General features: G+C 69.5%; 11 protein-coding genes. 3 read left to right on the forward strand and 8 right to left on the reverse strand.

Going from position 1 to position 13,736, the window contains the following annotated elements:
• Window positions 1-24: 24 nt before the first annotated feature.
• The 4 genes from CK485_RS00200 to CK485_RS00215 form a co-directional block, all read right to left on the reverse strand.
• Window positions 25-1,527: a hypothetical protein gene (locus CK485_RS00200; protein ID WP_109445558.1), complete on the reverse strand. Its 1,503-nt coding sequence runs from the start codon at window positions 1,525-1,527 to the stop codon at window positions 25-27.
• Window positions 1,528-1,754: 227 nt separating this feature from the next.
• Entirely contained in the window at window positions 1,755-4,040 is a 2,286-nt protein-coding gene (locus CK485_RS00205) for a stress protein (protein ID WP_109445560.1), read from the reverse strand.
• Window positions 4,033-6,099 (reverse strand): DEAD/DEAH box helicase family protein, encoded by a 2,067-nt coding sequence (locus tag CK485_RS00210; RefSeq protein WP_109445562.1) that lies wholly within the window; start codon window positions 6,097-6,099, stop codon window positions 4,033-4,035. The genes CK485_RS00205 and CK485_RS00210 overlap by 8 nt, the downstream gene beginning before the upstream one ends.
• Window positions 6,096-6,623: a hypothetical protein gene (locus CK485_RS00215; RefSeq protein ID WP_109445564.1), complete on the reverse strand. Its 528-nt coding sequence runs from the start codon at window positions 6,621-6,623 to the stop codon at window positions 6,096-6,098. The genes CK485_RS00210 and CK485_RS00215 overlap by 4 nt, the downstream gene beginning before the upstream one ends.
• A gap of 404 nt (window positions 6,624-7,027) precedes the next feature.
• On the opposite strand from CK485_RS00215, the gene CK485_RS00220 reads away from it, so the two are divergent.
• Window positions 7,028-7,711, forward strand: a complete 684-nt coding sequence (locus CK485_RS00220; RefSeq protein ID WP_241968033.1) for a DUF6308 family protein — start codon at window positions 7,028-7,030, stop codon at window positions 7,709-7,711.
• Between the two features lie 62 nt (window positions 7,712-7,773).
• Here CK485_RS00220 and CK485_RS28900 read toward each other — a convergent pair whose 3' ends face one another.
• The 4 genes from CK485_RS28900 to CK485_RS00240 form a co-directional block, all read right to left on the reverse strand.
• Window positions 7,774-8,487, reverse strand: coding sequence for a hypothetical protein (locus CK485_RS28900; protein ID WP_199239180.1), 714 nt, complete (start codon window positions 8,485-8,487; stop codon window positions 7,774-7,776).
• Between the two features lie 357 nt (window positions 8,488-8,844).
• A complete protein-coding gene (locus tag CK485_RS00230) occupies window positions 8,845-9,258 on the reverse strand; it encodes a hypothetical protein (RefSeq protein WP_109445566.1) in 414 nt (137 codons plus the stop codon).
• A gap of 175 nt (window positions 9,259-9,433) precedes the next feature.
• Window positions 9,434-12,112: a DEAD/DEAH box helicase gene (locus CK485_RS00235; protein WP_109445568.1), complete on the reverse strand. Its 2,679-nt coding sequence runs from the start codon at window positions 12,110-12,112 to the stop codon at window positions 9,434-9,436.
• Complete coding sequence (locus CK485_RS00240; RefSeq protein ID WP_146214469.1) at window positions 12,109-12,672, reverse strand: hypothetical protein; 564 nt, start codon at window positions 12,670-12,672, stop codon at window positions 12,109-12,111. Before CK485_RS00240 ends, CK485_RS00235 begins: the two co-directional genes overlap by 4 nt.
• A gap of 152 nt (window positions 12,673-12,824) precedes the next feature.
• Between CK485_RS00240 and CK485_RS00245 the strand changes: the two genes are divergently transcribed.
• Window positions 12,825-13,103, forward strand: coding sequence for a hypothetical protein (locus CK485_RS00245; RefSeq protein ID WP_109445572.1), 279 nt, complete (start codon window positions 12,825-12,827; stop codon window positions 13,101-13,103).
• A gap of 113 nt (window positions 13,104-13,216) precedes the next feature.
• Window positions 13,217-13,384, forward strand: coding sequence for a hypothetical protein (locus CK485_RS28905; RefSeq protein ID WP_165939570.1), 168 nt, complete (start codon window positions 13,217-13,219; stop codon window positions 13,382-13,384).
• Window positions 13,385-13,736: the final 352 nt, after the last annotated feature.

Genomic DNA, 13,736 nt, shown 5'->3' on the forward strand with positions numbered 1-13,736 from the left:
GGGAGAGGCACTGAGTGGGGGTCCCTACCGGAAGGCGTGTGCGAATGTGTTCCAGGAGGCCTCGAGGATCTGGTTACGCAGTGGGCTGCGCTGGCCGGTGATGGTCTTGAGCGCCCAACCTTCGACGGTGGGGTCGCGGACGGCCTTCAGGACGATGTCGCTCATCGAGGGATTCTCCGCGATGACCAGGAGTTCCAGTTCGTCGGCTGAGCAGATGAGCGTAGGCGTGGACGTGACGGGCAGTTCCTGCCGTACGGGATAGCCCTGGGCCAGGTGGAAGGGCTCGAGCGTGACGACCAGTCCGATGATGGGCCGGTCGCTGGGGATAGCGGTGAACTCCTCGCGTCGCTCGCGGATGAAACCAGCTGTCAGATCGATCTGCTTGAACGCGTCGCTGATCTTTCCCTGGGCGGTTGAGACCCCTTCGGCCCATCCGAGCCGGTAGTCCTGGGTGGGCATCGCGGACTTCACCTCCACGATGAGCACAGCGTCGTCGTGCACGACGATCCAGTCCGCGCTCTTGCCTCTCTGTCTGCCGCGTATGCGGTAGTCGATTTCGGGCAGGACGTCGGCGGCGGGCAGCAGTGCCAGCTGACTGCCGACGTACTGCTGGAACAAGTGGCCCAGGTCCCGGGTGAAGGCGGTGCGCCAGCGAGCCAGGCCCGCGAAGTAGATGCCCGCCGGACCGGCCTTGCGCGGCAGGAGTGCCGGGACCGGGCACAGGTAACCCGGGCCCATCCCACGCACGAGCGGGTGGCTGGTGAGCGGGTTGTAGGCGTACCTGCGGTGGTCGGGCGTCCAGTTCGGGGAGCTCTTGGAGCGGGCCAGGACCGTGGCATGGTCCCTGCGTAGTTGGTCACGGTCAGCGGCGAAGTGCCCATCGACGAGGGTGAGCAGCTCCTCGCGGGGAGCAGCTTGCTCGAACTGTTCGGCTTCCGGGCCGCTGTAGAGCCGGTCGGGTATGAAACGGCCGCTGAACTGTGATGCCGCAACGTAGAGAAGCAGAGCGGTCCGGCTGTAGGCGGCCAGGTCAGTCCCGAACAACTCCCGGTCCCAACCGGGTCTGATGCACTCGGGCGTGTAGTCCCGCGGGAAGCCTGCGTCGAAGATCGCCTTGGTACGGGCGAATTGTGGATACGCCTCATCCTGGTACGGAAACTGCAGGTTGGAGGTGAGAAGCAGGATTTCGCGGGCGGTCGCGCTGCCGGTGGCATGGCTGTGTGCGCCGACGGAGGCGTTGTAGAGACTCACGAGTTCCCGGAGCTGGCGTGGTGTTGCATGGTGACGGCGCGGGGCATCGCGGGCGGTCAGCGACACCGACGCGATGTCGGCGAGTGCCCAGGGATAGTAGGTGATGCCCTCATCCGGGCGGTGCATCCAGCCGCGTCCGATTTCCGGTATGCCGAACTGTGCCGAGACCGACGCAATATGCGGGATGAGACTCTCCGGCGCGTAGCGCCGTACGCTCTTGACGTACCGCCGTTCCGGTATGACCTCGAATTCGGCATTATCCATGCCCTGGATCATGACACTTCCCTTCAGCCTCGCGCCCGCGAGCCCATGCCCTGGAGTGTCCACTTCTGCGACGACACCGCAGCCGGTGCGCGAGCGCTTTTCCGCCTGCTGCCGAGGTAGGCGGGAGAAAAAGTGCACCAGGGAGCGGAGGAAGGGGCACGGACGCCAGCCTACGACGCTGCCAGCCTTCCCGGGCGTCTGCGAGAGCATGGCCCGGACGGGGCCGCCGCCTCTCTGGCTCAGTTGCGTCCGAGCAGGCGGTCGAGGAGTCCGCGTCGACGTTCGGGCTGCACCGGAGGTGCTGGTGGTGAGGGTGGCTGCTGCGGGGTCGGTGTCGAGGTGTTTGCGGGGGTCGGGGGGAGTGGAGGGGGTGTGGGCTGTGTGGCGGGTTCTTGTTCTGCCTCGGTGGTACGGGTGAGGGGGAGGTCGAGACGGGCCTGCTGGGTGGCGGCGGTATAGGCCGGGTAGGTCAGGCCTTCCGGCCAGGTGTAGGACGGTGCGCGGAATTCCTTTTCGGTGGGGGTGCGGCCGAGGAGTTCTTCGAGCTGGATGAGGCGGGGGGCTTGAGCCACGAGGCGGGTCATGGCCCAGCTTCGCTGGAAGCCGGGCACGTCGCCGCCGGTGTTGGTGACGTAGCGGCCGCCCAGGGCATGGAACACGTGGCGGCACAGGGCGGTGCGGTCGTAGGGCAGCAGGTGGATGCGTTCTTGCTGCACGGGGGTCTTCTCGCCGATGGCCGCGCACAGGGCGGCCAGGTCGCCGCCGAACCACCGGTTCGCGACGGGCGCGGCGATCCGAGCGAACTGCTTGACGGTCAGGGGTTTCCCGCGGCCGTTGGCGGCCCGGTTGAGCTCGCGGGAGACCTCCTGCAGCTGTCCTTCCCATGAGCCGAGTGCGGTCTCGAGGTGTTGGCGGGCCCAGGCCCGGCGGTGGCGAGTGATGATGTCGCGTAGGAGGGGGAAGCCGTCGCGGCGCTGGCCGACGGTTGTGGTGGCGGTGATGGTGTAGCCGTCGGGGTGGTCCATCTTGATGGGGCGCTGGATGTCCTGGGGCGGTCCAAGGCGCTGTTCTGCGTCGGCGAGTTCGGTGAACAGGCTTAGATCGACCGGGGTGCCGGTGGCCTTCAGGGCGTTGGTGCGGCGGGCGTGGTAGTCAGCCAGGCCGTGTAGGTCGCTGCGGGCGTAGGGGCCTTCGCAGATGTACCACGTGCTCAGGGCGATTTCGTGCCAGAACGTGAGTGCGGGCCCGAACGCTTCGGCCATGCTGGCCTGGGGCAGCAGCGCGGAGACCAGGCGGTCGGGGTAGCGCGGATGGCATTCCGAGCCCCACAGCTTCTCGGTTTCGGCGAGGAGCTGCGGCGGCAGGACGCGCTCGTAGACGGGGGTGGGGAAGGCTTCGTCCTCGTCCGGCGGGATCCAGGGGTTGCCGACCAGCTCGAACAGGGGCGGCTGGGCGGCGTGGAGGGCGTCGAAGGTCTCCCAGTAGTGGCGCAGCACGGTGACGCGCTGCTCGATGGGGGAGCGGATCTCGTCGCTGCCCAGGTAGCTGGCGACCATCGAGGCGACCTGCTCGACGGGCAGCTTCTGCTGTGCGGCGATCTGCTCGACTTTCGCGGAGGCGCGCACATACAGGCGGGCAGTGGGCAGGGCCGTGACGATCTGTTCGTCGTCGGCCGGCTGCTCGCCCAGGTAGTCGAGGAACGCTAGCCAGTCGCCGTCGAAGAACGCGGCGAGGGTGGGCTGCAGCGCCTTGGTGAGGACAGCGCGGGCGGTAGGGCGGCCAGTCTTCGCCTTGAGGTAGTAGCGCTGCAGCAGCACCGCCAGCTGGGTGGCGCGCCAGCGGGCGGTGATGGTGTCGATCGCCGGCGTGAGCGCGTGGACCAGGGCTTGGCGGGCGGTGATCTGCTGGTCCGTGGTCAGGCGGGACCAGCCGCCTCCCGGGCGCAGCCGGGCGAGCGCTGTTTCCACGGGCGCGGTGAGCAGGCCCAGGGCGCGGTAGCGGGCCTCGGCGTCGGCCCAGGCGGCACCGGCTGCGGTGGGCTCGAGGGCGCCGGCCTGCGGTCCGCGCAGGGCCAGCGGGGCGAGCAGGTCGGTGGCGTAGGGGATGAGCAGCGCCCAGCAGGCGAACGCGTCCGAGTTGCCGGCAAGTGGGGAGCGCGCGGAGACCATGGCGGCGATGTTCGCGGCCCACCGCGGGTTGTTGCCCGTGTAGTAGGCGGGCAGATTGACCGGGCCGGCTTTGACCACGGTGCTCTCGGGTAGCCACCAGGCACCCTTGGCCTGCTGCCTTGCGAGGTCGAACCAGCCGTTCATGGCTGTGCGCGTCGACGGCGGCAGGCGCAGGGACAGGTGTCCGTCGGCGGACAGCTCCACCGGCGCCGTACCGGTGAAGCTGGTCGTCATGACGGTCGCGGCCAGCTCCTCGAACGGAGCGAAGCGCCCTGCCTGTCCGTCGGCACGTTCGGCCGCGAGGAAGGCGTCGGGGCCGGTGGCGGCCGCGAGGGTGCGGCCGAGGCTGTCAGTCATGCAGCGCTCGTACGACGTCGGCGTATTGCTCGAACGACACAGGGCTGTGGGTGCCGGCCGCATACAGTGCGTAGCGCTGGGCGAGGGCTTCGCGTTCGCGTTCGGCGCGCCGGGTCTCGACGCGCTCGGAGTCGTGCACGACGCGGCTGGTGATCTCGCCGCGTTCGAAGAGCACGAATGCGTCCATCCGGCCGGTTTCGTCGCCGCCCCGGCTGCCGGGAAGCGGGGCGGTGCCGATCGGCTCGGGCGCGTCGTCGGCGACCGTGCCGGTGGCCGGGTCCATGTCGTTCTCGGCGTAGAGGGTGTCCAGGTGGTCGTCCAGGCCGAGCTCGGCGTGTAGGACGATGTCGAGGAACTGCTGCTGGGGGCCCACCCGGCCCTGCAGCGAGGGGTGGGACAGGATGCGGATGCCGCGGCCGATGAACTGGTAGAACTCGCTGAAGCTGCCGTAGGGGCGCATGGGCACCACCAAGCAGATGGGAGGGAAGTCATAGCCCTGGCCCAGCATCTTCAGCTGCACGATGCCGTCGAGGTCTCCGGCGTCCGACTCGAACCGCTCGCGGACCTTGGCGATGGCCGCGTCGGTCATCGAGTGGTGCAGGACGTCGCAGGTGATGCCGTGTTCGTTGGCCAGGCGCGCGATCTGCTCCGCGTGCTGGCGGCCCATGGCCGCGAACAGCACCCGGGGCTTGACCGGGAACAGCAGGTCGCGCTGTTGGTCGAGCAGGCGTTTCACGACGCGCATCACCTGGCGGATCGGCTCGGTCGACCTGGCCGTGATACGCGAGAGCTTACGCTCGTCTTTGAGGATGGCCAGCAGCTCGTCCCGGCCGTTGATCTCCTCCCGTCGGCCGTCCGGCCACACCAGCTCGTAGGTGGTGGCCGCGCTGTCGGGGGTGAACCGGTGCACGCGCAAGTTCTTGGCGTTGCCGTCCGCGATGGAGTCGATGAGGCGGTACCGGTAGACCACCTCCGCATCGATCGGCTTGCCGTCCAGGCGGGTGAAGCAGGCACTCATCAGCACGACGCGCGCCGAGGCGAAATGCGCGAACAATCGCTGGTAGGACTCGGCCGCCGCGATGTGCGCCTCGTCCACGACGATGAAGTCCACATCGTCCGGGGCCAGCTTGGCCAGCAGATCGTCGGGGTCCTGCCCACTGCCCAGGGAGTGGAAGTTCGTGACGATGACGTCGGCGGCCAGCAGCTTCTGTCGATCTACCTTGCGAACACCCCCGGCGTCCCGGTCCACCGTGAGCACCGAGGGCGGCTGGCACCCTGGGATCAGCGGCCCGCCGTGCAGCCCGTAGAGGGCGTTACCGACAGCCCAGTGGTCCAAAGCTGTGTCGAACGTCCCGCGGATTACGTTGCCCGGTGTGACGACCAGCGCGCGCCTGCGGGTCACGGCGAGCAGAGCGGCCACCCCCAGCGCGGTCTTGCCGGCGCCGACGCTCATCACACACGCGGCCTTGGTGCCGCCGACTGCGTAGAAGTCCTTCAGCGCGGCCAGCGCCTGCTTCTGGCACTCGCGCAACGTCCGCACATCGACGGCCTCTCGCGCAAGCGTGAAGTAGTCGCGGTCGCCGGCCACGGTGCTGATGCGCGGCGAGGGGCCGAAGGCGGCCCGGGGATCGGGGTCCATAGCGGGTGTCTCCACGAGCGGATGGGCGATGACAAGCAGGGCCAAGGCGGGGTCACGGGCCATGACCGCCTGCAGTTGGGCGACGCAGCGGGCCGTGTTCGTGCGGATGGAGTCGTAGGAGAACCGGACCACCGCGTGCCCAGCAGCAGTGAGGTCGTTCTGCCGCAGCCGGTCGCGGGTGAACGCCTCCCGGCCGCTATGGGCCGCGAAGCCGTCGAGTTCGACCGCCACCTGCAGCCGGTCGCCCGCCACGAGATAGTCGAGCCGGTAGCAGTGCCCGCCCACATCCAGCGGCGCCTGTGCCCGCACTCGGTCGACGATGGCCGGATGAGCCGCAGGGGTCAGCACCCATCGCACGAACGCGTACTCCAGGAACGACTCGCTGGGCAGGACCTGCGCCAGACCGGGATGCCCCGTCATACGGCCGCGTCCTCAGCGGCCACACGCGCTGCCCGCTCCCGCGCTTTGCGGACGCGGGGCCTGTCACCGGCCCCGACGTGTTCGGCGGCTTCCGCCACCCACAGGGCATCTGCCAGCAGCCCCTCCGTGAGGTACATCTCCAGCAGCCAGTCCACGGCCCCGATGTACACGAACTGGCCCTCGGCGAACGAGACCGCGTCCGGAACGGCCAGGGCCAGCTGCAGATCCAGGCGGCACAGCCGCTCGATCTCGCCAAAAAGTTCCGGACTTGTCTGGCGTCGCCTACGCAGCTCCGCGACCGTGCTCTGCAGCGCGTAGTGGTAGTCCGACGCCTGGCCCGGGAGCTCGAGCACCTCCGCGAGGTTCACAAGCACCTCAGCGGTCGAGACGTCTTCGGTGCGCTGCAGGGCATGCTGCTGAGCCGGCGACTGGGTGGTGTTTCCCCACCACAGCGACGGCTCACGCCCCTGGAACCGCTCGATCCTTGGGCGTTGCCCCCAACCGGCGGCCCGTAGCCGGTCCATATTCAGACCGGTAGGAGGCTGATAGACCACTCCGCGTACCGCAGCTAACCGCGCATACCACCCGGGTGCCGCCACAACCCCCCCGTTCCAGAGCCTGATTCCGCATCCTGGCAGGTATGTGAAGGTGATGTGATGGCCAATGGCGCTTCGTGACCCAATAGTTGCCGTGGCCACAGAGTCATGGTCCGTCCAGGCAGCAGCGCCGCGGGCACTTCCGCCCCTGACCGACTTCGCCGCCATGGCATACCGCGACTTCGAGGCCAGCACCACCCCTGCCGCGGCGGCGGTGCCCGTCGCGGCAGGACGGGGGTGGCGCAGGACAGTGGCTTCTGTGTTGGCACGCCCACCTGGCCGCCCTGCTACAGACTGGTTTGCTCGCGATCTCGAATGAAGGATGGATTCGCGTGATCTCTCTCAGTGGAGCGTCGTTGTCGCCGTTGGGGCAGCGGTTGAAAGAACTGCTGGGTGCCGAGCGTGCCGTGGGTGATCTGCGGCGTTACTTCGGCATAGGCATGTCACCCGGTGAGGCGACGTTCACCGGCAGCCGGTTCGAGCATCTGGCCGGTGGGGGAGACCAGCCGGAGATCGCCGACCGGATCACGGCGGAGGACCTGGTCGCGGTGCAGACCTTGTCGGTGACCGTTCCGGCTTCTGTCGCGCTGGACATTCTGGAGGGCACCCTCGGCGCGCAGCTGTCTGGTCTGCTGCACGACATCCCCGCGGACGTCGACATGGTCGACGCCGAAGCGGACGTCTTGGCCGGGGGCTCGCCGGCGGACCGGGCCTGGCACCTCCTCTGCGCACAGCACGGAGTTGACTGGGTCATCGCTGGGAAGCTCTTGGCTCGTAAGCGTCCGCAGCTGTTGCCGGTCTACGACAAGGTGGTGCGCTGCGCTCTGGGCCGCCCGCGCCCCTCGTTCTGGCTTGCGCTGCATGCCGCGCTGCGCGCGGACGACCGTTCCCTGCACCGCCAGTTGCTCGCGCTGCGCCAGGTCGCGGGGGTGCCGGAGACGGTGAGTGCGCTGCGGGTATGCGACGTGGCGGTGTGGATGGGGCACCGGTCGGAGGGTCACGCTTGTCCTCGCTGACTTCGGCAGCGAAGGTCCCCTCCGGTGTTCTGGCGTATGAGGGTGACGGACTTTACCAACCGTCACTGGGGTGTGTGGGACGTTCGCGTGGGGGGCCACCGGGGTGGGCAAGAGGTGCGGACTCGCGGCCGGGGTGCCGCCGGCGGTGCGGTCCTGGGGCTGGAGGAGGCGTGTCCGGCGCTGGGCGTTGTGGGATCCGGGGGCTGGGCCGTGATGCGCAGGAAGGAACATTGCTTGGTGATCGGGTTCAGCACCGCGACTTTCAGCGGGGTGCGGGCGGCGGCCTGGATGCGGGCCAGCCAGGTCTGGCCGGGGACCAGGATGGTCAGCTCGGCCGGCCACTGGGCGAGTGCCTGGGGATCGGGGCACACCACACCGGCGAGGGTGAACGCGCGGCCCGGGCGGGGCCTGCTGTAGACGAGCAGGCCGTTGCCGTGGGCGGGGCTCTGCACGCCGTACTCGACCGGTTTGCCGGATGCGCTGCGGAGCAGTTGCGTGAAGGCGGGCCACAGGTGGGCGTCTATTGCGGCGTGTTCGAGGAAGGCGGCCAGACGTTCCTGCTCGGCCTGCCGTTCCTGGGCCCGCTGCAGGGCGTCTTCAAGGCACCGTTCGGCGGCGGCGGCCCGCGCCGCGGCCGCCCGGCGGGCCTGCTCGGCCGCCCGGGCACGTGCGGCGGCCTCGGCTTCCGCCTCCATCCGGGCGCGGGCGGCCGCCAGTTGCACGTACGCGTCGGCCGTCCACCACACCGTGCCGCCCGGGCCGGTATGAGGGTGCACCCGCCCTTGGAGGATCCACCGGATGGCATCGCCGAGCGGGCATGTGATGTGGGTCTGCCGGTGGCCCGTCGCTGGCCTCAGCGTCCCTGGGCAGGGCAGCGGCGGCGACGAGACTGCCGCTGCCGTCGCACGATGCCGGCCCACCCCCTCGGCGCGCAGGACACGCAGCGCCGCCTGAGCGGTGTCCCCGGGGGAGGGTGCACTGCTCCTTGGGGCTGCGCACGGCAGGCCGCCGTTCACCCGGCCACAGCCGGCCGGCCAGCATCTGCCGCCTGAAGGCCTGCGGCGGATCCGCTGGCAGGCAGGCAGCAGGGCAAGGGACCGAAGTCGGCAGCGGCGTGGCGTCGGCCGCCGTGGTCACCGACTGCCGGCGGTGTCGCGGCGGGGCCGGTTCGGTTCCCGGCCGATCTGCGCGGCGACGTGCCTGATCTCCGCCTCGCCGTAGGCGGTGCGCACTCCGGAGGGGCTGTATCCGGCGTGGCGGGCGAGTTCCTCCAGTTGGTAGGGGCGGCTGCCGTGGAACTCCCTCCCGTAGGCCAGCAGTTGCCGGATCCGGGCGTCCACGGCCTCCTTCTGCGCCTTCAGGTCGTCCAGCGCCAGCAGCAGCGGGTCCGTCTCGAGCTCCTGGCTCGCGGCCTCCAGGCCGAGGGCGTCGTTGCTGCGCTGCTCCGCCACCTGTTCGCAGGCGTCGGCGTAGCAGTCCTCGGGGGTGACGGTGCCGGGTTCGGGCATGGGGTGGCGCAGGGCGGCCAGTTCTTCAAGCGGATGCATGGTGCGATCATCGCAACTATTTGCGATGGTCGCAATAGGCTGGCAGAGGACAGGGCGAGGAAGACATGGGCGGGCGGGGCAGGAAGCCCGGCGCGGGTCGACGAGTTCTACGCCCACGCCGTCGTGCGCAGGTACGACCCGGAGGGCGGCCTGGGCACCCCGCAAACACAGGCAGTCATGCCCACTCAACCCCCAGCTCCGCGAGGGCAGCGCGCTGCTCCTGAGTGAGCTTGTCGCGGCGGGCCTTGGTGTTGGAGATCCACACGCCCAGCTTCACGGCCACCGGCTCGGCCTCGTCGTCGACGACGATTTCTTCGCTGTGCGCGCGTGGAACCGGCCTGCCCGCGCCTTCCCGCTCGATCCACTGGGCGAGGGCCCTCACACCGCGTTGGAAGGCCGCTGACGCCTTCCCTGATGCCTTGCCGTTCTTGATGGCTGGTGCCTGGGTGGGCCGTTCAGCGGGCTTCACACCGAGCTCGGACAGCCGCTGCTGCTGCTCTTCGGACAGCTCCGCCCAGGATTTCGCCTGTCGCTGGAGCCACTGTCCGAGGTCGTCGCCTTCGAAGAGCACACCGGGCTGGATGTCGGGTAGGAAACCGTGGGGTTCGTCGGCTGCGAGGTCGGAGAGGATGCGGTAGTGGCGTTGCCAGTCCAGCGGCCACGGGCAATCCCAGTCCGGGTCGATCTGAGCGAGCTGAGCAGCGCGGGCCGCGGCACGCTCGGGATCTTTCCCGAGGCCGCCCATCCTGCGGAGGTTGGCCATGTGCTGCCCGACGGGGATCAAGCTGTCTCCTGCACCTTGGCTCGCCCCCTCGCCCCAGAGAGCGTCCTGCCTCGGTGCGAGGTGCCCACGTGCACGGCGGTAGGAGCGGAGAGCGGCGAGCTTGTTCTCCCACGCCTCCTCACCCGGCTCCCACACCATCCCGGCCTCGGGCGCGTCCAGCAGCTCCTTGCGCCGTTCCTCCAGCTCTCCGGCTCGCAGTGCCTTGCGCTGCTGGTGCACCCACCTCCCAAGGGGAAAATTTTTCGTGACGCCGACTTCGGTCTCGGTGTCGTAGGGCACGGCGTAGAGGCCGCTGATCTCGTTCTCGGCCCGCCAGCGGATGAGGGCCTGGTAGCCCTCCAGCCACACCAGTGAGTCCGGCCGGTACACCCGGGTACGCAGGAAGGCCGCGATGGTGGCCGCGTCGCGGGGGGTGGAGAAGTGGAGCAGGGCGGATTCGGCGGCGGCCTGGGTGTCGTCGTGCTCCTGGTCCTCGCCGTCGCCTTCGCCGCCGGCGCCGACGATCCGGCCTTCTTCGTCGCGCTGCCCGTGGACCGTGCGGGCGTGCTTGCTGCGGGTGAGGGCGCGGGAGGCGAGCTGTTCGACCAGGCGTTCGTCATGCGAGCGCAGGCCCTGGAGCACGGCCACGAGCGGCTTGAAGCTCGCGCTGGCCACCATGTCGGTCGGGTCCTCGCCGGGCTCCAGGAAGACCGGCACGATGATCCTGGCGATTTTCGTGCTGCCGTCGCGGTTCAGCCGGAGGGCGCGGCCGATGTTCTGCACGATCTCCACCTGGGAGCCGCGGGTGTCGGCGAAGCAGATGGCCTCGACCCCGCGTTCGCCGGTGATGTCGACCCCTTCCCCGAGGACGCGGCAGCTGGCGAGGAAGGCGCGGTGGACCCGGCGCCCGGCGGCGTCGATGCCGTTGGCGAACTGGCGCAGTACCTCGCGCCGCTCGGTCATGAGGTGGTCGCCGCACAGCCACGCGGACCAGACCCGGTCCGGGAGTACGTGGCGGCCAGGCTCGAGCTCGTAGAAGTGCGCGTCGATCGACGACGCGGGGAGCCGATCGGCGGCCGCCAGGTCCCCGTCGGTGGCGTCGTTGGCGTATAGCTCGGCCGCCGTTTCCGGCAGCTTCTCCGCGAACGCGGCTGCCTCCTCCACCTTCTGGTGGAAGGTCATGACGGTGCGCAGGTTCCACCTCGCCGCGTGCTCGAGGAGCGCGGTCTGCAGGAGCGCCAGGCGCCGGCCCCGCTGCGCCTCCTCCGATTCCCCGACGACCGGGGAAGGGTCGCGGATCTCCAGCACGTCGATCTCGAACCCCGCGAGGATGCCACGCTCGACCGCCTCCGAGAGCCCAAGCTCGGCAAGCCACGGCCCGTAGGTCTGCGAGTCCTGGCCCATCGATGCCAGCTCCAGCTCCTTGCCCTCCGCGCCCTTCTGCGGCCGGGGTGAGGCGAGGATGCGCGGGGTGGCGGTGAGGTAGAGCCGGAAGTCGGCGGGGATGCGGGCGTTGTCGTGGATGGCCGCCCATGGACGACCGAGATCGCCTGCGGTCGAGTGGGCTTCGTCCACGATGGCGAGGTCGAAGCCTGCCATCTGCTGGCCGTAGAGCCGCTCCCCGCCCGCCAGAGCGGCCTCCAGCGGCCTACGGACGTTTCCCTGACCGAACGGGTCCTCCGGGTCCTCGCGGTCCACGAGGGAGGCGTACGTGGCGAACACGACCACCGGCCCGGACCTGGCCCACAGCGCCAGCTGGATCGCGTTGGTGGTGGTGCGCACCCCCAGTTCGTTCAGGACCGGGTCGTTCTCCAGCGAGCACACCGCGACCATGGGCGCGCGATGCCCCACCAGGCGCCATGCCTGGGCGGTCTGCACGAGCAGGTCGAGGGTCGGCACGGTGACCAGGATCCGGCCGCTGGGGAAGCACTCCAGCGCGCACGCGGCAGCCGTGATGGTCTTGCCCGACCCGGTCGCGGACACGATCGTGCCCCTCGCACCCTCCGGCGGCACCGGTGATCTTGCAGGGAATCCGACCCATTTACGGAACCGTGATTTCTGTTCCACCTGGTGTTCTCGGAGCTGAATCAAAAGAGCTCTCCCGGCTCGGGAAGGACCTGTTTGACAGAAGCGATGCGGTGTCCGCCGCGCTGGTAGAGGCCGCCGTCTCTTCCGTGGATGGCCCAGGCTCTCGCGGCCGCTTCATCGGGGGATGCGGCCATCAGGTGGACGGTGGGGGCGGGCATGTCCAGACGAGAGCGGCCAGCGGACCGGGCGTCGATCCGGTAGACGCGGTGCCGCGAGATCTCCGGAGCCGCGTTCCCGGACCACTCAGCTTCCACCACGTCCGTCATCAACCGCTGCAGACGCTGCTCTTCGTAGCGGAGAGCACGCGAGTCGCGGCACGGCGCGTACGTGGCCATCTGCTCCGCGTCCATGAGAGCAGCGATCCGTTCCCACTGAAGGCGTCGCCGTTCCGCGATGAACAACTCGCTCAAGGGATGCGGTTCTGCAGAGCGCGTTCGTGCGCGCCCGGCGCGTTCCTGTGCCAGGCATACCTGCGCGCCCACCTGCTGTCGATCGAGTCCGGCAGCTTTCGCGACCACCCCGAGCCGGGCAAGCTCATGCGGAAGATACTCGTAGATCAACACGCAAACCGCTCCCCACCGGGTGTCTCTGAATTACGCCAATGCTACATGCTGCATCACATTGAGATGTAGACGTGCGAGACGCCCCGGAAAGCCTCCTGCACAAGATTCCTTCCGCCCTGATGGTCGTGGCACATCGGGGTACACGGCCCCGCATGGCACCGATGACCGAACGCATCCAGTTCCTGCGGGCCGTGCGGCAGCTGCACCGCGTCCGCTCCTTCTACGCCGCGGGTGTCCTGCTGTGGGCGGCCTCCGCTGCCTGGACCGGCTGGCAGGCCCCCGGGAGCCGGCAGATGTGGGTATCTGTCCTCCTCCTGGCCGTCTTCACCGGTCTCCTCGCCACCGCCAGCCTGTCCTTGCGGCGTCTCGCAGTCCCCGCGCATCACGCCGCCCCGCACAAGGCGGCACATACCCGCCACGCCCACGCCTGAGGACCCGTCAGCCTGCCTGCACGAACCGGCCGGAGCACTTCGGAGGCGCCGCCCATGTCTGTGGGGGCGGTGGCCGGGCATACGGGGTTCACTTCCTATGAGAGGGGCTCGTCATGCTCGGCATAGTCGCGGCAGTGCTGTTCTTTATCGCGTTCCTCATCAACGCGGCCGAGATCAGCACCAATCACACGTTCTCGTCAGTCAACGTCATGCTCCTGGGGCTAACCGCGCTGGCCCTGCACGTTGCGGGAATCGGTAGTACTTGGTCCCGTAGACGCTGATCCGGCGGCAAGCCCCAGAACCCGCAGGGGTCAGCCGGAGGACAGCCCACCCCCCACCCTTGCTGCTGCTCGGGCCGTAGGCCCGTTGGCCCGCCCCGCGCAGCGGGGCCGGCCTTTGTGGCGCGAAGCGCCACCCGGTGACCGGAGCGCAGCGGAGGCACCGGGTGGGGGGCGCAGCCCCCTCCGCTCCGGGAGCGCAGCGGACGGAGCGTCACCCGCCTTGCTGCGCAAGGCGGGTGCGCTGACCGCGCAGCGGTCAGCCAGCGCTCCCGCGGAGCGGGAGCGCAACACTCGTGCGCAGCACGGGTGTTCGCTTGCATCGCGCGCAGCGCGATGGGACCCGCTCCGCGGG

It is taken from the genome of Streptomyces sp. ICBB 8177 (assembly GCF_003144095.1).
Lineage (GTDB): Bacteria > Actinomycetota > Actinomycetes > Streptomycetales > Streptomycetaceae > Streptantibioticus_D.